The sequence below is a fragment of the Mesorhizobium sp. M1409 genome (assembly GCF_040317535.1).
Lineage (GTDB): Bacteria > Pseudomonadota > Alphaproteobacteria > Rhizobiales > Rhizobiaceae > Mesorhizobium.
Map to the genome: position 1 here is coordinate 104,792 of NZ_JAMYKV010000009.1, position 19,751 is coordinate 124,542.

Consider the following 19,751-nt stretch of genomic DNA (forward strand, 5'->3'; position numbering starts at 1 on the left):
TGGCGCCGCTTTATGTGGCGGCTGGCGCAGCCGACGATCGGCAGAACAATGTTCCTGCTGAGTAGAACGCACGTCCTCTGGTGAACCGCTATCGCCGTGTCGCATCGTCTCGGGCGCGTGGTCGCATGGGTGATGAACGTCTTCGGGTTTCTGGACGATGGCCACGCGCTCGACCGGAAGCGGAAATACCCAGATTTGCCGTTGACCTACTGCTGCTCAACCTCGTCGGAGATCGCGGTCAACAGATGGGATGGATGTGCTGGCACTACGGCAGTTTGACAAGCCGGCCATCGGGGCGCTAGCACCGTCCAAAGCCAAGAGTCGCAGGGCAGAACTGACCGCACCAAGCGGGCTGCGGGACCCATCAGCTAACGGCCAGGTTGGTACCTCAACGCGCATCAGCACCGTGGATGCCACATTGTCCTTGTTGCGAGCGCGATCTCGGAACTTCGTTGTGACGCAGTCAGTGCACAGAGCGCACCGCTGCAAGCAAATGAGCGGAAGAACGACACTCAGTGGAGGTGAGAAGTGATGCGGCGTCAAGATCCTCCGCGCTTTGCGGCAAACACACTGATCCCTCTTCACAACCCGGTCTTTCGTTCTATCTGGACAGCCACGCAGATATCCAGCCTTGGCTGGCTGGTGCAGAGCGTGGCTATAAGCTGGCTCATGGCCACGATTTCAGCCTCCGATCTGATGGTTGCGCTCGTACAGGCTGCATCGACACTGCCCGCGTTCTTCTTGTCGATCCTTGCTGGAGCCATTGCAGACAGCTTCAGCCGCCGTGGCGTGATGCTTGCCGGACACTGCCTGATCGCACTGGCATCCACGGCGCTGGCACTCTCTGTGGGACTGGGCTTTGCTAGTCCATGGCTAATCCTGGGACTGAGTTTCTTGGCCGGATGCGGCTTTGCCTTGAACGATCCAGCCTGGCACGCCTCGGTCGGCGATATCCTGGAAAAGCGCGACATACCCGCTGCAGTGACGCTGATGTCGGTGGGGTACAACGTGGTTCGGAGCATAGGACCGGCGCTGGGCGGTGTAATCTTAGCTTTGCTGGGCCCCCTTACGGCTTTCGCCCTCGCTGCGCTAAGTGACCTGGTCCCGTTGAGCGCTGTTTTGCGCTCACAGTGGCAAGTTCGCTCTTCGCCTCTTCCGCGCGAGCGGATGACTACGGCCATTCATGATGGCATGCGATTCACGGCGATATCCTCAGAGATCAGAGTGGCGATCGTGCGTGCAACCCTGTTCGGGCTATCAAGCATCTCGATCCTTGCTTTGCTCCCCCTCCTGGTTCGCGACCAGCTGGCGGGAGGGCCAATTGTGTACGGCGTGCTATTGGCCGGCTTCGGCACAGGCGCCTTCATCGCCGGCATTGGCAGCAGCTACTTGAGACGCATCACGTCCCAGAACCGATTGATCACGCTCGCATCCGTTGCTTGCGCAACGTGCTGCCTTTTGATGGCCCTCACATCGTCGGTGGCTGTGGCGGCGATCGCGCTTGCAATCGGTGGCGCTGGTTGGGTTGTCACCTGGACCGGAACCGACGTGTGTGTGCAGTTGGCAAGCCCAAGGTGGGTCGTTGGTCGCACCCTGTCCATTTATTACGCCCTGACCTACGGCGGCATGGCAGCGGGTAGCTGGATCTGGGGTGCTGTCGCGCAGTACTATTCGCTGACGTGGGCTTTGGAAGGTGCTGCAGCGGCACTGTTGCTGGTCGCGGCTGTGGGAAAGCTATTGCCGGTGCGGCTATGGGAGGAATCGGATCAAGCGGCCGTCGACTTCAGGCCACCAGAACTGGCCCTCCCTTTGAAGCCCAGGAGCGGTCCGATCGTGATCAAGGTGGAGTACTCGATACTCGAGGAGAGTATCGATGAATTTCTGAGCTGCATGCGCGAAAGGCGGCGCGTTCAGAGCCGCGCCGGTGCGCGGGACTGGACCCTCCAGCGAGACCTTCAGAAGTCGACGCTTTGGACCGAGACATTCCGCACGCCGACATGGACGGACTATCTTCGTCTAAACCATCGACTAACGGTGAATGACAGGGACATAGGCGAGCGCCTTGCCGCTCTGCACATGGGTGATTCTCCGCCTCGCATCTCACTTTCAATCGAGCGGTCGACAAGCCCCGCCCCCGGCAGCCAAGTCCAGCCTGTGCCTTTTGTATCGCGCCCGTGAGAAAACCAAGACTTGTCTGGGCTTGGACACGGAACGAGCTATTGCAAATCGTTCCGGCCGGTTAGGCGAGCATGAGGATTCGCGTGGCAATTATGTCCATCACGGATCCCATGTTCCGCCCGACACTCCCCTCTCTGCCGCCAGATCGGCTTGAGCACGGATTCAGGTCGCCTGTCCTTTGCATAGCGGCGGGCAACGAATAGCAAGGGGGCGGAGGGTATCCCCGTCCGCGAAGCGGGCAGAGGAGGATCCGCAAGGCGGGTTGCTGGGGAGACGGGCCGCGCGCCTTTTCCGCCTAGTTTTCTCCCTTACAAAGTCCCCCCGGGACGGACTGCCAGTTCACGCCAGGGCCAACAGCATGCTCGCACGGGCGACCGCCGCGTCTGCCGGTCCTGCGAGTAGAATAAGATCGGGAAGTGCGGCTTCATCCTCGATGCCAGAACTCGCGTCGCCGTACCGCGGCCGCCAGAGCCCCTTGCGCTGTCACGAGTCAGCCCACCTTTCTAGCTGGCAGCCCATCGGGAGCCGATCCGCAGCACCTGTCGGCGCGCCTTCCGTGTCAACGCAGAACATGATGCATATTCCCAGCGCTTTTTGACAGAGCGAACTACAAAATGCAGAACACTGACTCTCCGCCAAATGAATGCTGCGAGCAAGCAGCAGGCGGAGGAACTCCGTCTGGGCTGAGTATGTGTTTCAACGCGGACAAATAAATTATAGCCAGTTCACGAAACGCCGGGCCCGCTCCTCTGGCGTCCGATCGTCCAGGAAATCCCCTCGGCGCGCACCACGCCAGACACCTCCTTGCCGATATGATGCTCAAGCACCGGCCGCCAAGGCACCAGCGTGAACTCGCGCGATTTCTCGATGACACCGTATTTTCCGCCGGCGAGCTCGACGCAGCAGCGCAGCGTTCCGTCTATTCGATTGCCATGCTGCGCTTCAGAATACGAGAGCCCGAGTTCGTCCGAGAGCTGACTGGCAACACGGTTCAGCTCTCGTTGGCGCAGCATTGAAAGCATGTTGGCGCGATAGATGACCCGATCCTGCGCATCATGGGCAAGACCTTGCGCGATCAGCCACTGCTGTCGGCGGGCCTGGACCTGACGTACTTCGCGACCGAAGCCAGAGTCGCGCAAGGACTCAGGGTGGGCTGATACCAGCTCCTGGTCGATCCAGGTGGCGCCGTCGAAGCCTACTTGGCTCTCCAGCGGCATTGATGAGAGCTTGTCGACGACAACAGGCTGGGCCCTCGCTCGCTGACGCTCGTAATCCGCGACGCGGTTGAGATGGTCGGGCGCGACTGTCCATGTGCCGTCCGGCTCGCGCTCGACGCCACCGGTCGCACGGCGGATCGCCTCCAGTCGCCGCACGTGCGTTTCGGCAAAGCGTTCAGTGGCCGAGGGGTCATGCTTGAGATGTATATCGATGCTGTAGCGCCCGTCGTTGACCGTGGCGATGCCGGCAATTGTGCGGTCGACTTTTCTTGGCCCGGTGTCCCTCGGCTTGACCCGCACTATGCAGCCCTCTGGTGTCGGTTGGGTGGCCTCGCCTTTGCCGATATCAAAATAGTGGCTTTTGCCGTCCACGCCGTCGACGACGAGGTAATGGCGGTCAGTGATTTCGTCGGCCAGCCCGCGCCCGACGACACGTCCGACCACGGTTTGAGCCGACCCGTCGCATCGATCGTGGATAAGATGGTCGGCGGCACTGCGGACGAGCCCCTTGCCGGTCAGCTCGCGATGGATGGTCTTGACGATGTCGCCGCGCGCACCGATGCGGCGTAGCGTGGCTTCGAGCTCATCCTCCAGGCGCCAGCGACCCGCAGGCATCTCCTCGGCGAGGCCCATCCGCTCGAGCTTGCGCAGGCGGCCCTGGTGCAGCGTCTGGCGAAAGGTGTCTCGGCTGGCCGATGAGACACACCCCTCATCGTCGCGCATGCGAATCAGCTGCCGGTCGATGCTGGTGAAGCGTTCCTGCTCCATCTCGTGGCGCAAGCGCTGCTCGATCTCGCGGTCGGTGCGCGGGCCAAGGTCGAGGCTAACCAGTTCGGCTGCGCGCTCGCGCAAGCCAGAGGAGATGTAGTCCCGCGCTATGACGAGGTTTTCGCCGTGATTGTCCCTGCCGCGCACGATGATGTGGGTGTGAGGATGGCCGGTGTTGAAATGGTCGACGGCCACCCAGTCTAGCCTGGTGCCGAGGTCTTCTTCCATTTGCGCCATGAGGCGCCGGGTGAGCGGCTTCAGGTGATCATACTCGATACCGTCTTCAGGGGCGACGATGAAGCGGAACTGATGACGGTCACCGTTCGCGCGATCGAGAAAGGCCCTGCCGTCCGCGTGGTCATTGTCGGCAGCGTAGAGCTCGCCACGCTCGCCTTCTCGGGTGACGCCGTCGCGCTGGAGGTAGCGGAGGTGCGCACGAGCCCCGTCGACTCCCTTGCCGGCCAGCTTGACGATGCGTGCCTTGACGACTGCGCGCCGCTGCCGAAACGCCGCGTGGCGGTCGCGCGCTCTAAGAACTGTGGCAGCGGCCCCGCCGCGCCCCACCCGGCTTCCGATGAAGCGGCTGCCGCGTCCGCTCCTGCCGCCTGCTCGGTTGATCGCGGCCTGCACCTGGCCAGCGTAGCGTTTGCCCGCCTTCGAGCCGCGCGACCCAATTTTGCCGAGCTTCGGCGTGAATTCGTCATCCTGCATGCGGCCTCCGATGAACCAGCAGCAAAATCAGAAGCTTGCCCGCCAGACCCTCCTGGACCCGGAGGCAACCTCCTGGGAAAAGGATGTGCAGACAAACACTTCGCCGCCTCCAGGAGGCGCTGCCTTTATCTTGCCTTCCGCGCACCTGCCTCCCTGGCCCCCGCCCTAACCACGGTAGCCGCTGCCCTCACCTGCGATCCGGCCGGCCTGACCTTGCTCGCTCCGATCCGAGCGGCACCAGGAGTTGGCCATTCGGGCCGGTCACGGAAACACCGTTTCGGAGAAAAAACAGCGACTGCCCGGACGGGATTCCCGGCGCGCTTTTGGAACGGGATTTGCCGGTGAGCGCGTCCATATCGGCGGCCGAAATGCCCGCCGCCTTGATCTCTTCCAGATACGAAACCGTCTCGCTAGGCAGCGGTCGCCCGCGCTGCAAATGCTGCTCGTAGCGCTCCGGCCCGGCGTTATAGGCTGCAAACAGGCCTGGAAATCCGAAGCGGTCATACATGGCGCGCAGATAGGCAGTGCCTGCCAGAATGTTGTCGCGAGGGTCGTGCGGGGCGGCTCCCAGGCCAAGCTCTGCGCGCAACTCCTCGTAGGTGCCTGGCATCACCTGCATGAGGCCAATGGCGCCGGCGCTCGACGTGACCGGCCGCCCCTTGAGCGTCGTCTGCCCCCGGCTTTCGGCATCCATGACGGCATAAATCCAGGTCTGTGGAATGCTGAAACGCCGGCTTGCTTCGGCTACGAAGGGCTGCCATCTTGCAAGCTGCGGACTATGGGAGATGACGACCGGCTTCGTGTTGGTCGCGGCGGAACAGGAGCATGGTGCGAGACACGCCATGCTCAGCATAAGGAGGGTCACTCGGTCCATAGCGGCACGAGCCTCCCGATGATGTTTTCGGCCGGCACCGGCCCGAAATAGCGGCTGTCGAACGAGCGATCTTTATCGCTGCCGAGCAGGAAAACCTCGTCGGCGGCGAGTTTTCGGCATGCATTCCACCAAGGCAGCGGACGGTGCTGCGTGTCGGTTGCAAGCCGGCGCGCGGCTATCTCGCCGCCGATGATGATGGCGTTGCCAAAGGTGCAGACATGCTCGCCGGGCAGCGCCGCAAGGCGCTTGATCAGCGGCACGTTGCTGGGCAGATAGAAGCGTTCGGCGGCGAGATCGGCGACCGGTCTTGGCGGGTGGACGAGTACGAGATCACCACGAGCGGGCGATCCGGATGCGGCGCGATAGAGGCCCACCGGCGCACTCGCCGAGGCGTTCCAGACCAGCCAGGGCGATGGTTTGCCGAAGGCGGCGAAGCCGATCAGGCCAAGTCCGATTGTGGCAACGACGATCGTCTTGCGGGCTCGAATGCGCCGCAGATGGCTGCCGATCAGACGGATGGTGGGACGCCGGCTCATGAGCGGCCTCCCTCACCGGCCGAGCCGGATTCGTGCGCGCCATCCTCGGGCGCGGTCTCCTGCGCGTGCCCCTTCGACCAGTCGTCGAGTTCGTCGATGTGATAGCGGACATAGCGGCCGTGCTTGCGGAATTGTGGGCCACCGCCTTTGAGGCGCATCTTCTCCAGCGTGCGCTGGGACAGCCCGATATAGAAGGCCGCCTGCGCGGTGTTGAGAAACGGACTGCCCTTCTTGGCGCGGGCTGCGCGTTCGTTTTCGTCGTCCATGATGATCCTCGGTTCGTTACGGGCAAGCGAGGCGAGGATCGGCGAGCGAGATCGTTTTGGGGACGGGCGAAGAGTGGGGGGCGAGTTTTCGCCGCCCCTTCGGCGGCCTCACGGGTCCTGAGAGAGGCCCTGCGCCGGTTGGCGGCGCAGGGCTTTGCGGGTCGGCCGGTCAGTCGACCGGGTTCCAGATGATGGCGTAAGTGTCGTCGTCATCCTGGCCGGCGGCGCGGCCCAGATTGGCGTAGAGCTTGCGCGGGCCAAACTCGGGGGCCGCAATCGACAGGCTCACATAGTCCTTGCCGGAGGTCTCGCCGGTGCGGATCCAGGCCGCACCCACTTCGACCCCTTGCGTCAGCACCCGGTAGTCCGGATGGGTGTCGGCGCTCTTTGCCTGATTGGGCACGATGTCGATGTCGGCGCGGACGCTGAGCGTCTTGAGCTGGCCCTTGTAGCCGCCGTTTTCCTGTTTGGTGACGTATCCGATTGCGGTCATTTTCAGTCTCCTCTTGGTGCTCGCAGGGGACCATTCCCCTGCGATGGCGGACCGTGATGGGCGCGTCCGGACCGCCGGAACCGGCACGGCCGCAGCGATAGCGGAGGACCCGAGCGGGGAGTTTTTTTGAAGCGAAGCGGCGCGAGGAAGCCGCCGCAGGCGGCGGGGAAAAAAGCTGCCGGCGAGGGTTTCGGGCCGGCCGGATCCGCCCATAGGTCGTCAAGCCAGGCGCAGGGGAATGGTCCCTGAGACACAATGGAGACAGGTTGCGCGATCGGGGGCACAACGAGCAGGCGGCAATATGCGGGGGGCCGGCGGCGCGGGCTCTCTCGGCAATCGGATGTACAATTGGCGCCATGCGCCTGGCGCCTCAGCAAGCAATCCGGGGCGGTGCGGGGCTGCCGAAATGGGGGCGAATTGGCGTTGGAATTTATCGCACGCGGCACTGGCTCGGCAAGACTCAATCGGAGCCGGCGCGGCCCGGAGCGGCGCGCGCGTCCTCAGCGGCAGTACTCGAGAAAACGCCGCTCGGGCCGTGATCGACTATTCGCGCACGAACAGCGACTGCTTCCTTGCGCACAGATCGGCGAATAGGAAGCCTCGCGGCTGGTGTAGCTTTCGGCCGGGAATTTCACCCAGCGCGGCAGCCAGGTCTCAACCTGAAGCGGCCATTCTCGACGCCAGGGTAGTCTCGGTTTGGGACTCGACCTTCCAGGCGAAATTGCTGTCGGCGACATGCTTGAAGCCGATCTCGGTGAGCATCGAATCGGCGATTTCCTCGTCGCGCAAGCGATCGAAAGGCATCGTCCGGTTGCCACCATATGCCCACGACGCGCACGAGATTATCGTCGCCGAGCGCCCACCTTGCGCGCGAACATGCCGGCGGCAGCAAGGGGTCGCGATTGCCGCTGGCCACCACCGGGCAGGCCAATAGCTTGTGCCGCATTTGCCGAATGCGGCGTCAGCCTTGCAGCCGGCAAGGATGGCAGTCACCGTCTCGTTGGCTGCGCGCTGCGACCCGGGGCGCACCTTGGCGATGCAGATCGGCATAGTTCTGCATCGGGGCGGGTGAGTCCCGGGCGCCGTCGTGAATGGGCATCTCCTCGCTATCCGGCGTCGGCTCGGTCGTGGCCAGTTGAGCATCGGGCATCGTCATGCCGCAGTCCCTTCTTGCGCCTCGCCTTCCGCATCGGCCTGAAGGCCAAGCAGGAAATCGGCGGCCTTCGAAGCGAGGCTGGCGGCACGGAAAATGGCGCGGTTGTCCTCGCGCAGCACCTTCAGCCATGAGCCGATGTAATCGGCGTGACGCACGGTCGGCTCGATGCAGAGATTGCTGCAGACGAAGGCGGCAGTGATTTCGGCGACCAATTCTTCACGCGCGTAAGCCTTGGAGCCGAAGGAGCCGGAGAGGTCGCGAGCAAGCCGCGTCGGGTGGCCGGTCCAGTGGCCAAGCTCGTGAAAGCAGGTCCGGTAATAGTCGATCTGCTGATGGAACGCCGGCTGCGGCGGCACCTGAATGTGGTCGCTGCCCGGCATGTAGAAAGCGCGATCGCCGCCGACCCTGAAATCCGCACCACTGGCGCGAATCAGCGTTTCGGCCTGCGGCACGATCTCGCACTGAGGCAGCGGCTCGGCGGGGGCATGGAGGTGTTCCGGAAGATTGTCGCACTGCGCGACATTAAAGGCGGTAAAGCGCTTCAGAAAAGGCACGGCCTGTGGTGCATCGCCCTCGTGGCGTGCGCGCTCCTTCTCGTCCTTGGGGACAAAGCGGTCGGCATGCACGATGGTCGTGCCGCGCTCGCCTTTCCTGACATTGCCGCCCAGGGCAAGCGCCTGCCGGAAGGTCAGCCAATTCTGGCTGGGATAGCTGCGCTCGATGACGGCGCCCCACAGGATGAGGATATTGATGCCGGAATAGCTGCGCCCCGTGGACGCATTCCTCGGCAGGCCGAGGCCTGCTTTTGCGCTGCCCCATGGCTTGACCCATGGCACGGTACCGTGCTCCAGCTCGGCAATGATGCGGTCGGTGATCTCCTGATAGAGGCTGGCGCCCGGGCGCCTGCCCTTGCCTGCGCCAGCCTCTCCGCTGGTGGTACGCTTGCTGTTTGCACGCATGTGTTATCCTCCGCTCACCAATCGCCGCGCCTTTCCCCGGAAGCGGGGTGGGCGGCGAGTCGCGACCGGAAGGGCCCGCCCAGTAGGCGGACCGCATCCGAAGGACCGGAACGAAGAGGAGGACCCTGAGCGGCACGCGAAGGGTTGCGGGCTGCCGCAGCGGGTCTAGAAGGGAGTGCCGCCCGCCCCGCGCCACCGGGAAAGGCCAACAGACAAACCGCGCCGCCCGCAAGGGCGGCGGCCGTCACAGCCCGAAGGGCTGCCCACGCCAAGGGGCCAAGCCGAATGGCCGAGACCGCCTGAGCTTGCCGAAGAAAAGCGGGCTCGGTTCACGAGCACCTGGTGCGCGTCGTCAGGCGCGCGGGCGCGCGCCAAGTTTTTTCGCACATGGTCAGGCGGCGCAGTTACGTCGAGAACCCAAAGGCACCGCCGCCGTGCGCGCGGCTTCCTCCGAAAACCAGCGCTCGCCTTTCAACAAATTGAGGCATTGTCCTAGACAATATTCCTGTCCGGATCATGATAGATGCGGCGCGCCCGCTAGGACCGGAGGCTGGACAGAATCTCGCACGGATCAGCGTCAATGGCCGCAGTTATGTCGAGAAACTCGATGACGTCGAGACGCCGCTCTGCGCCCTCGTACTTGGCCACGAAGGATTGGGGACGACCAAGCTTGTCAGCCAGCTGCTCCTGGGTCAGGCCTTTGGCCTTGCGCAGCGAAACCAGCTGGGCCAGAAACCGCTGGTGGCGGGGCGATCGAAGGGATTTGGGCATGGAGGCGAACCGGTCGGGTAAAGACCGGATCAGCGACTAATCCCGGTTTCGGATTATCCCATTTTGGGATATACTGCGTGCGCTCACAGGCGAGGTTCGCAGGCATGAATGGACCAATGGGAACAGATGAGACTCGAAGCTCAACTTTGAGCGATGAAGTCCCCTGGTCGGAGAACCTCACGAGCTACGACAGGGAGCATTTCACAATCTACCTGCGGATCCTGGATGCCTGCGCCGACAATGCCAGCGAAAAGGAGATGGCCGAGCGCATTCTCGGCATCGACCCGTCCATTGACCCGGTCCGCGCCCGCAAAGCTCTTCGCAGCCATATCGACCGTGCGAACTGGATGGTGACGACCGGCTACAAGGAACTGTTCGCCGGCTGATGCACAACGCCCACTGCCACGTGTTTCGAGCAGGCAAGTCTCTGTAGCCAAATTCGGCAGCGCACGGCCGCGACAGCCGGCGCGGCGGGAGCGGTCACAACTGGTTCGCGTGCTGTTTGACTGCCATTTCCAGTGCTTGCATCAAAGGCACAGCCTTGGAGAAGAGGAAGCCCTGAGCGGTTCGGCAGCCAAGCTTGTGCAGGGTTTGCCGATCCGCCTCTGTTTCGACGCCCTCGGCCATGACCTCGATCCCGAGCATGTCACCGAGTTCGATGACCGATTTGACAAGCAGTCGGTCCTCTCGGGACTTGGCCAAGCCGCGAATGAAGCCCTGGTCTATTTTCACCTTGCGTATCCGACGGTCCTTGAGAGATGCCAAGGTAGAAAAGCCGGTGCCGAAGTCATCGAGCGCGATGGAAATACCGGCATGTGAAAGCCGTCCGAGCTTTTCATCCACTCTGTCCGGGTCCACCGGCGATTCTTCGGTAATCTCGATTTCGAACATCGTCGCAGGCAGGCCTCTTGCCGCCAGACCGTCCAGAACCATGTCGTCGATATCGCCGGCTTCCAGTTCGCGAGGGGAAACATTCATCGCCACACGAATGTCACGACAGTCAGCTTTCACCAAGCCGTCGATAAAAGCACAACAGTCGGCGAATACGGTTTGCGTCAGCAGCTGAAGCATTCCGGTTTCGCGTGCGGCCGTGATGATTTCGGGTGGAGAGATGGCACCATGCGTCGGATGGGACCATCTCAGCAAGGCTTCAAAACCGACCACGGTCTCGGTTTCGAGTTTCACGATCGGCTGGAACCAAGGTTGCAATCTTCCCGTCTTTATCGCCGAATGAAGATCCCGTTCGATCGACTGGCGACGTTGCAGTTCCCTGTCGAGTTCGGCATCGAACAGGCAAAATTCGTTCCTGCCATGGCGCTTGGCCGTATACAGGGCGATATCCGCCCGCAACAACATTTCAGTCAGGCTCGGCGTCTGCGCCAAGTATATCCCTATCGATGCCCCGACCCGAACGGACGCGACCTCGATATAGGGGCGAGCAATTTTGGCTATGATATTGGAGGCGAGATCACTGGCAGAAAGCGAAGCTCTCGTTGAGGGAAAAACCAGCACGAATTCATCGCCGCCGATACGAGCGAGCGTTGAGCCTTCGGGTGCTTCCTGCTCTATGCGGCGGGCGATCATGACAAGCAGTTCATCACCGGTCCTGTGACCGTAGGTGTCGTTGACAGATTTGAAGCCGTCCAGATCAATCAGCATTGCCACGAAGGGGCCATCCGCGGTCTTGAACCGACCGATGGCGTGTTCAAGGCCCCGCCTGTTGAGAAGGGCGGTCAGATGGTCCTCCCTGGAGTTGCGCTCCATTTCCGACGCAAATCGCTCTGCCTCATGTCTCAGGCGGCTTGCTTCGCGGAAGCGCGCCTGCCCAACAAACGAAGCTCGGACCAAGCCGCCCATGAAGAGCAGAACGGTGAAAGCCAGAATGTAGCGTTCAAAATTGCCTTTCGCCAAAAGGCACGCCACCGTGATGAGGAGTGGAGGTGTGATGAAGCTGGTCGCCGCCGCGGCATACGAACTGCCATATGTAACCGCACCAGCTGAAATGCCCGCCAGTATGACCAGATGCATCGGTGCTTGTGGTGTTGTGTATCCAACAGTCAGCACGGCCGGGAAAGACCAGGCAAACCCTGCCAGAAGGGCAAGGACGCCAAACATGCGAAGGCGCGGCAAAACGCCAAGCAAATCCTGATGGCGCCCCGTTTCCTTTAGCTGAAAACGGGCGAGTGCAAGCCGGGCGGCATTTAGCGCATTGACGACCAGGAACCAGCTTGCAGCGGCAAAGCCGCCGCCAGAAAGGGCCTGCACCGCGCAAATCAGGCCTGACAGGATCGCGCTTATCGGCATCGACACGAAGAGCCCGGCCCTCAGGTCAGCAAGCTGATCCTGACGGATTTTGGCCTCCAGCGATTCTTCTTCCTTTAGGGGTGCCATGAATGGACCAGCTTGCTTGCGTCGTTGTTCGCGAGGACCAAACCTATGCAAGCCCACTGAAGGACGGGTTAACTACCCAGCGAGGGTAACCAGTGCGCTCACCATGCTGCGGGTCACACCTTTGGCTTAGCATTGCCGAATCATCAAGGCTTCGCCCGCGCGCGTGCCTTGATCCGAATCATGCCATGATCGGCAACGTCACCAGGAGACAGCCTTGCCCCGCGACGACGCGCGCCAGCAAGACAAGGAAGCCTCGCCGAGACAGCGTTCCAGAGCGGCAGCGCTCTGTGCGATTCACCGCCTGAGCATGGCCGAAATGCCATGGCGGACAAAGGGAAAATGTTGGGCAAAGCGGAGCGCAGCATGTCTTGCAAGCCGTGCCGCCGGGTGCTCGCTTGAGTAGAGACCGACAAGCATGTTGGTGGCATGATAGAGCGGCCCCGCCGACAGCCGCAGCCGGCTTTCGTATCTGCCGAGCATGTCGGGATCGGCAATGTCGCGGCGGGCGCGACATGCTGTCAGTATTTTATGAGCGAGTTGCTTCTGGCCGCCGAGGCCGATGTTGAAGCCATGCGCCGTCACCGGGTGCATGCCGATGGCAGCATCGCCGATCAGTGCCGCACTCGGAGCCGAGAACTTGTGCGCCCAGGTCGTGACCAGCGGATAGGCATGGCGGGTGCTTGCCAGGGTCATCTGCCCGAGGCGTCCTCGACACCGGTTCATCAATTCCATGCGGAACAATTCGTCGTCGAGAGCAAACAGTCTGTCGGCCTCGCTTGAGCGCAAAGTCAGAAGCAGCGACGACACGCCTTGCATGAGCGGCAACATCGCTATGGTCTGATGGTGGTCGAACCATTCGACCGCGATCTGGTGATGGACGCGCTCGTGCCTCACTCGGCAAATCAGCATGGAGTGGCCAAGCGGATGGATGTTGGCGCCAATGCCGAGCAGGTCGCGCATCGGGGACAAACGCGAATCCGCTGCTACGAGCAGCCGAGCGGCCAATTGCCTGCCATCAGAAAGCGTTATGACCGCCTCGTCTTCGCTATTTGTTGCATTGACGACCGAGTTGCCGCACAGCAGCCGGGCATGATCCTGGAAGTGGACAATTTTGAACAGGACATCGCGGATCCGACAATTTGGGACCAGAAATCCGAGTGGTTCCCCAGATCCGCTGGGAGCATCGAAGCTCAGGGCGAAAGGGCTGGATCCGTTGAGCACGCGCGCGCCATGAAGCGGTGATTTGTCCGATGCGGGGATGGCATCCCAGGCGCCGAGCTCGCGAAGGATTCTCACTGATGCGTGGGTCAGCGCGATCTCGCGACCGTCGAAAGCCGGATTCGCCAGGCTGTCGAGCGACTGCCGTTCAACCACTGCCACCTTGAGTCGGCTCCAGGCGAGCGATGCTGCGAAGGCAAGTCCGACCGGCCCAGCTCCGACGACAATGATGTCGAATGTGTCGACATAGCCGGCCATCAGCGTGCCGCCATAGCGGCTATCTTCGATACGAAGCGCTTTTGAAGCATCGCAATCACCCACGGTTTGCCGCTCATCTCCCCAACTCGATAGACATGCGTTCTCCGTTGGAAGCCTGGTCAATGAAACCATGCCGATGAAGAGATAACGCTGATCTGGATCAACCAGGCTCGACAAACCCGGCAGCGGCGGGTTCACGGTCGAGTGGTCGATTGCCGTGAAAACGTCTGCATGTCTGGGCATTCTGAATGGTCGGCTTCCCAATCGCGTGCCCCTCCTGGCCAAAGGTTCGGCAACGCATTGTGGCTGATCCGTTCTTCGCACGCGCGCCGATATCGTCATGACGCGGGCAATCGCCAGCAAAGATTCGGTCGACTGACGACCAGCATCCGCACAGTCGTTGGCGCCGCCAACCGGTTCAGCCTCGCGGCTCTTCCCGATCGATAAGGACCCGCTCGGCGGAGCCGTCGAGATCTTCGTATTGGCCGCTCTTCAAGATCCACAGGAAGCCCCGGTCCAAGCCCCACCAAAACAGGCAGCGGCCATCCCATTTCCGTCAGGACGGGCGTCTTGCTGCCGACAGCGTGCTCTCCGACCATAACGCGCTAGACGCCGAAGGAACTCGCCGACGGCCTCATGTCCAAATGATGTGGGAAGGGAGCAAACCAAAGGGACTCTGCTTGGCGTCCCCGCTTTTTTCGCAGCTATGAAACCATCACTGAGAACGGATCCGTTCTGAGGAGGAGGCGGTCCTTGACTTGCCCGACGCCGGCAACCTTCTCAGCCGCAACGATCGCTGCCTTCCGCTGACGCTCGTCGACAATCGCCCCCTTCAGTTCGACAAGGCCGTCGCTGACCCTCACATCGATCAAGTCCCACCGCTCCAGGTTTGTGGCTGCAGTTCGGCAAGGATAGCCTTGCGGATCAGTTCGTCATCGGGTGGCGTGGTTCCCTGTTTCGGCATGGCGGATCAGGACAAGCAGCAAATCAGTTCGCGTGATGATGCCGACGACCCTTTCCCGATCGACAATCGGGACATTGTTGATGCGGTGTTGCATCATGAGGTCGACAGGAGGCGCCGAGATGAGGTGTGTGGTCATCACCTGATGGATGATCCGTCCATTCGAGCGCACACATAGTCATTGGCGGTTGTGCCCGGGCCAAGATCAAGCTCCAGCCATCGCGGACGCACACGCTGGGTTCCGAGTTCCTCTCGGCGCAAGAAGTCGCTTTTGCTTACAATGCCAACCAAGGTGCCGTCGCTGGTCGTTACCGGCAGGCAGCTGACTTTGCTTGAAAGCATGACCGCTTCGGCGATCGTCGCGTTCGCATGCGTCGTGATGACTGGCTTTGTCATTAAGGATTCGGCTTGCATCCTCACCCTCCTGATCTTTCGTCGGACGACGATAGGACATCCCGACCCGCGGCGCGTTGATCTGAGTCACTTGGAACGAGTGGCATTCTCCGCGCCGTCGTCGCTGTCGATGAGAATGCGCTCCGCCGCGCCATCGAGATCCTCGTACTGGCCGCTTCTCAACGCCCAAAGGAAGCCGGACAGGCCGAGTGCGCCAAGGAATAGCGCTACGGGGATGAGGTAGACGAGCGTCGTCATGACGATTGAGCCAAGGCGCCGGCCCGCGCGGGCCTGTCTTGCCGCGCAATCGCGGACGACGCACCCGTTGCGAAGCCTTGCAGACGCATGGCATTTCCAACCACGAGCAATGACGAGGCTGACATCGCGACCGCGGCGATAAGAGGCGTAACATGGCCCAGAATGGCGATCGGCACGGCAACAGCATTATAAACGATCGCAATTGTTATGTTCTGTCGGATCAGGCTTCCCGCCTTGCGCGAGACATCCAGCGCGAGAGGCACTGCCAGAAGGCTTTCGCGCAGGAATACGAAATCGGCCGCGTTGCGGCCAATGTCGGCGGCGGTGGCAGGAGCGATCGAGACATGCGCAGCGCTCAGCGCAGGCGTGTCGTTGAGACCGTCGCCAACCATCAGAACCCTGTGTCCGTCTTTCGCCGCCGTCTCAATGCGTTCGACCTTGCCGGACGGCAGCAGGCACGGAATAAAAATGTCGACACCCAGCATTTTTGCAACTTCGCCGCAGGCGCCCGCGGTATCGCCCGACAGCATTTCCACCGACACCCCAGCATGGCTCAATTGCCCAATCGCCGCCCTGGCGTCGGCGCGCAGCGCGTCCTCAAAATCGAAGGTCGCGACAATGATCCCGTCTTTGGTCAGAACCGTCCCGCCATAGCCATGTCTGCCTTCGCGGCCGGTGCGGGCTTTCCATCCTCCGCGTCGACCCAGCCGCCAGGTGCTACCGGCGGCTGTGGCTTCGATCCCGAAACCCGGGTGCTCGGTGACGCCATCGAATTTGTGCTGCCCGCCAAGGCGGGCAAAACCGGCTATGGCCTTTGAAAACGGGTGACGCGAGTGCGCGGCCATGTCGGCCGCGATTGCCAGCATGGCCGGATCGATCGACGACGCATTGACGAGCCGGGGCTGTCCAAGCGTGAGCGTTCCGGTCTTGTCGAACACCGCTCTATCAATCGTCGCCAGGCGCTCCATGGCCGAACCGTCCTTGACCATGATGCCGCTCTCGAACAGGCGCCGCGCCGCGACCACCTGAACGATCGGTACGGCGAGGCCGAGCGCGCACGGGCATGTGATGATCAGAACGGCAATGGCGATGGTTATTGCCCGGTGCCAGTCGCCGGTCGCCGCCATCCAGCCAAGGAAGGTCACGAAGGCGGTGAGATGCACCACCGGAGCATAGAGCGCTGAAACGCGATCGGCGATCCGGCGGTAGCGTGCGCGACCACCTTCGGCGGCTTCCATCAGGCGTACCATTTCCGCCAGGAACGAATCCTTCGCGGCGGCTGTGGCCTCAATCGTCAGCGGGCCGGTTAGGTTGAGGACACCAGCCTGCACGGCTTCGCCTGGCGCCACGTTTCGGGGCGTGCTCTCGCCCGAGACAAGCGAACAGTCCAGATCCGATGCCCCTTGAAAGATTTTGCCGTCGACGGGGATTCTCTCGCCGGCAGCGATCAACAGCAGCATGCCAAGTTCGATCTCGCCAACCGGCAGATAGTCGCGTGCACCATCGCCGCGCAGCACCATGGCGCCACGTGCGGCCAACTGGGACAGGCCTTTCACGGCGGTCCGGGCACGTTCGCGCATGACGTGATCCAACGTGCGGCCGATCAACAGGAAGAACAGCAGCGACACCGATGCATCGAAATAAGCGTGGTCGCCATGGTTGATCGTCTCATAGAGGCTCATGGCGTAGGCCAGCGACACCCCGACCGCGATCGGCACATCCATGTTCATGCGGCCGTGACGCAGCGCATTCCAGGCCGAGCGGAAGAAGATGCCGCCGGCGAAGGCCAGTGGCGGGATGGCGATAAGCGCCGAGACCCAGTGGAACAGGTCGCGGGTAGCGCCTTCAGCACCGGACCAGACAGAGACCGAAAGCAGCATGATGTTGCCCGCCGCAAAGCCGGCGACAGCAACGGCGCGGATCAGCTCCGAAAGCGTCTTGTCCTTGTTGTCGACCTCGGGGTCGAACAGATGCGCCTCGTAGCCCAGCCGTCCCAGCGCGGCGACGAATGGTGGTACCTGGTTTCCACGCCAGCGGACCGCGACCCGCTTCGTCGACAGGTTGACACGAGCGCTCTCCACTTGATCGAGCTTTCCCAGTGCTGTCTCGATCGCCTGGATGCAGGCCGCGCAATGAACCGTGGGGACCGAAAGATCGGTCTGGCGGAGATCATCGCCAAGCGATCGGCTCGCCAGCCTGATCTCCTGGCTGGACGGCAGGACCGATCCGGCGTTGACCAGATCAAGCGCCATTTCGGCGCCCGGTGCACAACAACTCATTGCAGCGCTCCATTGGAAATCATGATCCTGCGGACGTCGCGATACGGTTTATCCAGGCCGGCATCGGCGTCGACTTCGACGATCCAGACACCATCCTTCGGCAAATGCTGGGCGGCGAATTCCTGACCCGAGGCGAGGACGAGCTTGATGGATTCATCCTCTTTTTCGTAAGCGGGATGGCGAAACAGCGCCTTCACGCCATGCAAGGGAACCGGTTTGCCGGCGGCGTCGATGAGGCCGTAGCGGACTTCACCCGATGCGATGGTCAGCTTGCCGGTCCAGCCGAGGGCTGCCTGCGCCCGCCCTTCCTCGGCCTTCCTGTTGAACTGCTGGCTCGCCACATAGGTGTTTTCGACGACCAGGCCGGTCCAGTTCGTGTTGGCAAGCGTCGCCATGGTCAGATTGACCGCGATGACCACACCGAAAAAGGCCAGGATGCTGGCCAACATGTGCCTGCCGGTGAATTCGCGGGTTTTTTGTGTTCTGGCGCTCATCTGGCAGTCTCCGGCGCGTTGAAGGTGGCGGTGTACTCGTTCGACTCGAAGCTGGCTCTGTCCTCGACGCGGAACTTGAAGGTCTGTGCCGGAGCGCGGATCTGGTCCGCCGGCTGGCGAACGAAGACCCTCAGCATTTTCAGGCGGTCGGGTTCGACCGGAATGGCGAAGGAACGGCCTGCGGGGATGTCGTCGCCGACGACGACCATGTCAGCGCCTTCAAGGCCCTGCATGGTTACGACGATCGTCCTCGGCTCGGGGATCATGTTGAGCAGCTTGACGGTGTAGCCGTTGCGGATCGAGCCGTCGGAGAGCGTCACGAATTGTGGATTGCGGTCGTGCAGGACATTGATTTCGAGCCGGTCGCGCGTCAGCAGCGAATAGAGCAGGCCGAGACCGATCAGCGACCACAAACCCATGTAGACATAAATGCGTGGCCGGAAGATCTTGCTGACATGGAAATGCGCCACCTTGTCGGAGAACAGGCCACCAGCAGTCCTGACCAGCGACGGGTTGACTGAACTGGAGCCGCCCGCGGTCGCCAGCATCATGTTGGCGTTGTAATCGGAGAGCGTCGCGTAGGAAATCAGCCCACGCTCCCTGCCGAGCTTGTCCATGACGCCGTCGCAGGCGTCGATGCAAAGCGCGCAGGTGATGCATTCGAGCTGCTGGCCGTCGCGAATGTCGATCCCCATCGGGCAGACCGCGACACAGGCATTGCAGTCGACGCAGTCGCCGACGGACTGCCCTGCAGCTTGCACCTTCTTCGCATGACGCGAACGCGGTTCGCCGCGCCAGTCATTGTAGGTGACGGTGAGCGAACTTTCGTCGAGCATCGCTGCCTGGATGCGCGGCCATGGGCACATATAGGTGCAGACCTGCTCGCGCATCAGCCCGCCGAACGTGTAGGTCGTTGCCGTCAGCACGGCGACGGTGATGTAGGCGACGGGCGCTGCCGTGCCGGTGAAGAGTTCGCCAAGCAGGCTGGGCGCGTCAGCGAAATAAAAGATCCACGCGCCGCCCGTCAGCGCGCCTATGATCAGCCAGATGGCGTGTTTCGACACCCGCAGCACGAGCTTGCGCGCGGTCCAGGGACCTGCATCCAGCTTCATGCGGGCGTTGCGGTCGCCCTCTATCGCGCGCTCGACGACCAGAAACAGATCGACCCATACCGTCTGCGGACATATATAGCCGCACCAGGCGCGCCCGACAGTCGACGTGATCAGGAAAAGACCGACGCCGGCCATGACCAGAAGGCCTGCCACATAATAGAATTCCTGCGGCCAAATCTCGATGAAGAAGAAGTAGAAACGCCGGTTGGCGACATCGAGCAGCACGGCCTGGTCCGGCGCAAACGGGCCACGGTCCCAGCGCAGCCACGGCGTCAGATAGTAGATGCCGAGCGTGACGGCCATCACCAGCCATTTGAACTGACGAAAGCTGCCCGAGGCCCGCTTCGGGAAGATCTTCTTGCGCGCGGCGTACATTGGCTGACGCACCTTGGCGGAGTTGACCGGCGTGGGTTCGATCCTTTCTATTTGCGTGTTATCAAGCACGAGAAGCTCAAGTC

21 protein-coding genes are annotated in these 19,751 nt (G+C 62.1%); 2 read left to right on the forward strand and 19 right to left on the reverse strand.

Annotated elements, in window-relative coordinates; genetic code table 11:
• The first annotated feature begins 531 nt into the window (after positions 1-531).
• Positions 532-2,178: an MFS transporter gene (locus NKG99_RS10470; protein WP_031203413.1), complete on the forward strand. Its 1,647-nt coding sequence runs from the start codon at positions 532-534 to the stop codon at positions 2,176-2,178.
• Between the two features lie 725 nt (positions 2,179-2,903).
• Here NKG99_RS10470 and rlxS read toward each other — a convergent pair.
• From rlxS to NKG99_RS10515, 9 genes are all read right to left on the reverse strand, one after another.
• The gene (rlxS, locus tag NKG99_RS10475) at positions 2,904-4,874 is read right to left on the reverse strand and encodes a relaxase/mobilization nuclease RlxS (protein ID WP_352867009.1); all 1,971 of its coding nucleotides are present in this window, start codon (positions 4,872-4,874) and stop codon (positions 2,904-2,906) included.
• Positions 4,875-5,061: 187 nt separating this feature from the next.
• Positions 5,062-5,748 carry a lytic transglycosylase domain-containing protein gene (locus NKG99_RS10480; RefSeq protein ID WP_352867012.1) on the reverse strand — a complete coding sequence of 229 codons (687 nt, stop codon included), beginning with the start codon at positions 5,746-5,748 and terminating at the stop codon, positions 5,062-5,064.
• Positions 5,736-6,284 (reverse strand): signal peptidase I, encoded by a 549-nt coding sequence (gene lepB, locus NKG99_RS10485; RefSeq protein ID WP_352867015.1) that lies wholly within the window; start codon positions 6,282-6,284, stop codon positions 5,736-5,738. Before lepB ends, NKG99_RS10480 begins: the two co-directional genes overlap by 13 nt.
• Entirely contained in the window at positions 6,281-6,550 is a 270-nt protein-coding gene (locus NKG99_RS10490) for a helix-turn-helix transcriptional regulator (RefSeq protein ID WP_023735797.1), read from the reverse strand. The genes lepB and NKG99_RS10490 overlap by 4 nt, the downstream gene beginning before the upstream one ends.
• Positions 6,551-6,719: 169 nt before the next feature.
• Entirely contained in the window at positions 6,720-7,043 is a 324-nt protein-coding gene (locus NKG99_RS10495) for a DUF736 domain-containing protein (RefSeq protein WP_023735798.1), read from the reverse strand.
• Positions 7,044-7,697: 654 nt separating this feature from the next.
• Positions 7,698-7,847 carry a hypothetical protein gene (locus tag NKG99_RS10500; protein ID WP_352799344.1) on the reverse strand — a complete coding sequence of 50 codons (150 nt, stop codon included), beginning with the start codon at positions 7,845-7,847 and terminating at the stop codon, positions 7,698-7,700.
• Between the two features lie 157 nt (positions 7,848-8,004).
• Positions 8,005-8,199, reverse strand: coding sequence for a hypothetical protein (locus tag NKG99_RS10505; RefSeq protein ID WP_352867018.1), 195 nt, complete (start codon positions 8,197-8,199; stop codon positions 8,005-8,007).
• A complete protein-coding gene (locus NKG99_RS10510) occupies positions 8,196-9,158 on the reverse strand; it encodes an ArdC family protein (protein ID WP_352867020.1) in 963 nt (320 codons plus the stop codon). The genes NKG99_RS10505 and NKG99_RS10510 overlap by 4 nt, the downstream gene beginning before the upstream one ends.
• 537 nt (positions 9,159-9,695) lie before the next feature.
• Positions 9,696-9,929 (reverse strand): helix-turn-helix domain-containing protein, encoded by a 234-nt coding sequence (locus NKG99_RS10515; protein ID WP_023735803.1) that lies wholly within the window; start codon positions 9,927-9,929, stop codon positions 9,696-9,698.
• Between the two features lie 104 nt (positions 9,930-10,033).
• Here NKG99_RS10515 and NKG99_RS10520 point away from each other — a divergent pair, with 104 nt between their 5' ends.
• Positions 10,034-10,315, forward strand: a complete 282-nt coding sequence (locus NKG99_RS10520) for a DNA -binding domain-containing protein (protein WP_081731037.1) — start codon at positions 10,034-10,036, stop codon at positions 10,313-10,315.
• A gap of 94 nt (positions 10,316-10,409) precedes the next feature.
• Here the strand turns inward: NKG99_RS10520 and NKG99_RS10525 are convergent, their stop codons facing one another.
• The 10 genes from NKG99_RS10525 to ccoG all read right to left on the reverse strand — a co-directional run bounded on the left by NKG99_RS10525 (position 10,410) and on the right by ccoG (position 19,737).
• Positions 10,410-12,320 carry a putative bifunctional diguanylate cyclase/phosphodiesterase gene (locus NKG99_RS10525; RefSeq protein WP_352752676.1) on the reverse strand — a complete coding sequence of 637 codons (1,911 nt, stop codon included), beginning with the start codon at positions 12,318-12,320 and terminating at the stop codon, positions 10,410-10,412.
• Between the two features lie 294 nt (positions 12,321-12,614).
• Positions 12,615-13,796, reverse strand: a complete 1,182-nt coding sequence (gene ubiM, locus NKG99_RS10530) for a 5-demethoxyubiquinol-8 5-hydroxylase UbiM (protein WP_352867084.1) — start codon at positions 13,794-13,796, stop codon at positions 12,615-12,617.
• Between the two features lie 418 nt (positions 13,797-14,214).
• Positions 14,215-14,331 carry a cbb3-type cytochrome oxidase assembly protein CcoS gene (gene ccoS / locus NKG99_RS10535; protein WP_084025756.1) on the reverse strand — a complete coding sequence of 39 codons (117 nt, stop codon included), beginning with the start codon at positions 14,329-14,331 and terminating at the stop codon, positions 14,215-14,217.
• Between the two features lie 169 nt (positions 14,332-14,500).
• Positions 14,501-14,659, reverse strand: coding sequence for a BON domain-containing protein (locus NKG99_RS10540; RefSeq protein WP_352656962.1), 159 nt, complete (start codon positions 14,657-14,659; stop codon positions 14,501-14,503).
• Positions 14,660-14,728: 69 nt separating this feature from the next.
• Positions 14,729-14,896, reverse strand: a complete 168-nt coding sequence (locus NKG99_RS10545) for a CBS domain-containing protein (protein WP_348625571.1) — start codon at positions 14,894-14,896, stop codon at positions 14,729-14,731.
• Entirely contained in the window at positions 14,896-15,171 is a 276-nt protein-coding gene (locus NKG99_RS10550; RefSeq protein ID WP_245272648.1) for a CBS domain-containing protein, read from the reverse strand. The genes NKG99_RS10545 and NKG99_RS10550 overlap by 1 nt, the downstream gene beginning before the upstream one ends.
• Before the next feature lie 66 nt (positions 15,172-15,237).
• Positions 15,238-15,408 carry a cbb3-type cytochrome oxidase assembly protein CcoS gene (gene ccoS, locus NKG99_RS10555; protein ID WP_023762793.1) on the reverse strand — a complete coding sequence of 57 codons (171 nt, stop codon included), beginning with the start codon at positions 15,406-15,408 and terminating at the stop codon, positions 15,238-15,240.
• Complete coding sequence (locus tag NKG99_RS10560) at positions 15,405-17,687, reverse strand: heavy metal translocating P-type ATPase (protein ID WP_352867024.1); 2,283 nt, start codon at positions 17,685-17,687, stop codon at positions 15,405-15,407. Before NKG99_RS10560 ends, ccoS (NKG99_RS10555) begins: the two co-directional genes overlap by 4 nt.
• Positions 17,684-18,181, reverse strand: coding sequence for a FixH family protein (locus tag NKG99_RS10565; protein WP_352867026.1), 498 nt, complete (start codon positions 18,179-18,181; stop codon positions 17,684-17,686). Before NKG99_RS10565 ends, NKG99_RS10560 begins: the two co-directional genes overlap by 4 nt.
• Entirely contained in the window at positions 18,178-19,737 is a 1,560-nt protein-coding gene (gene ccoG, locus NKG99_RS10570; RefSeq protein ID WP_352867028.1) for a cytochrome c oxidase accessory protein CcoG, read from the reverse strand. The genes NKG99_RS10565 and ccoG overlap by 4 nt, the downstream gene beginning before the upstream one ends.
• Positions 19,738-19,751: the final 14 nt, after the last annotated feature.

Coding starts and splice junctions, on each gene's coding strand:
- NKG99_RS10470 (WP_031203413.1), top strand. CDS start 532: ATGCGGCGTCAAGATCCTCCGCGCTTTGCGGCAAACACACTGATCCCT.
- rlxS (WP_352867009.1), bottom strand. CDS start 4,874: ATGCAGGATGACGAATTCACGCCGAAGCTCGGCAAAATTGGGTCGCGC.
- NKG99_RS10480 (WP_352867012.1), bottom strand. CDS start 5,748: ATGGACCGAGTGACCCTCCTTATGCTGAGCATGGCGTGTCTCGCACCA.
- lepB (WP_352867015.1), bottom strand. CDS start 6,284: ATGAGCCGGCGTCCCACCATCCGTCTGATCGGCAGCCATCTGCGGCGC.
- NKG99_RS10490 (WP_023735797.1), bottom strand. CDS start 6,550: ATGGACGACGAAAACGAACGCGCAGCCCGCGCCAAGAAGGGCAGTCCG.
- NKG99_RS10495 (WP_023735798.1), bottom strand. CDS start 7,043: ATGACCGCAATCGGATACGTCACCAAACAGGAAAACGGCGGCTACAAG.
- NKG99_RS10500 (WP_352799344.1), bottom strand. CDS start 7,847: ATGCCTTTCGATCGCTTGCGCGACGAGGAAATCGCCGATTCGATGCTC.
- NKG99_RS10505 (WP_352867018.1), bottom strand. CDS start 8,199: ATGACGATGCCCGATGCTCAACTGGCCACGACCGAGCCGACGCCGGAT.
- NKG99_RS10510 (WP_352867020.1), bottom strand. CDS start 9,158: ATGCGTGCAAACAGCAAGCGTACCACCAGCGGAGAGGCTGGCGCAGGC.
- NKG99_RS10515 (WP_023735803.1), bottom strand. CDS start 9,929: ATGCCCAAATCCCTTCGATCGCCCCGCCACCAGCGGTTTCTGGCCCAG.
- NKG99_RS10520 (WP_081731037.1), top strand. CDS start 10,034: ATGAATGGACCAATGGGAACAGATGAGACTCGAAGCTCAACTTTGAGC.
- NKG99_RS10525 (WP_352752676.1), bottom strand. CDS start 12,320: ATGGCACCCCTAAAGGAAGAAGAATCGCTGGAGGCCAAAATCCGTCAG.
- ubiM (WP_352867084.1), bottom strand. CDS start 13,796: ATGGCCGGCTATGTCGACACATTCGACATCATTGTCGTCGGAGCTGGG.
- NKG99_RS10545 (WP_348625571.1), bottom strand. CDS start 14,896: ATGACCACACACCTCATCTCGGCGCCTCCTGTCGACCTCATGATGCAA.
- NKG99_RS10550 (WP_245272648.1), bottom strand. CDS start 15,171: ATGCAAGCCGAATCCTTAATGACAAAGCCAGTCATCACGACGCATGCG.
- ccoS (WP_023762793.1), bottom strand. CDS start 15,408: ATGACGACGCTCGTCTACCTCATCCCCGTAGCGCTATTCCTTGGCGCA.
- NKG99_RS10560 (WP_352867024.1), bottom strand. CDS start 17,687: ATGAGTTGTTGTGCACCGGGCGCCGAAATGGCGCTTGATCTGGTCAAC.
- NKG99_RS10565 (WP_352867026.1), bottom strand. CDS start 18,181: ATGAGCGCCAGAACACAAAAAACCCGCGAATTCACCGGCAGGCACATG.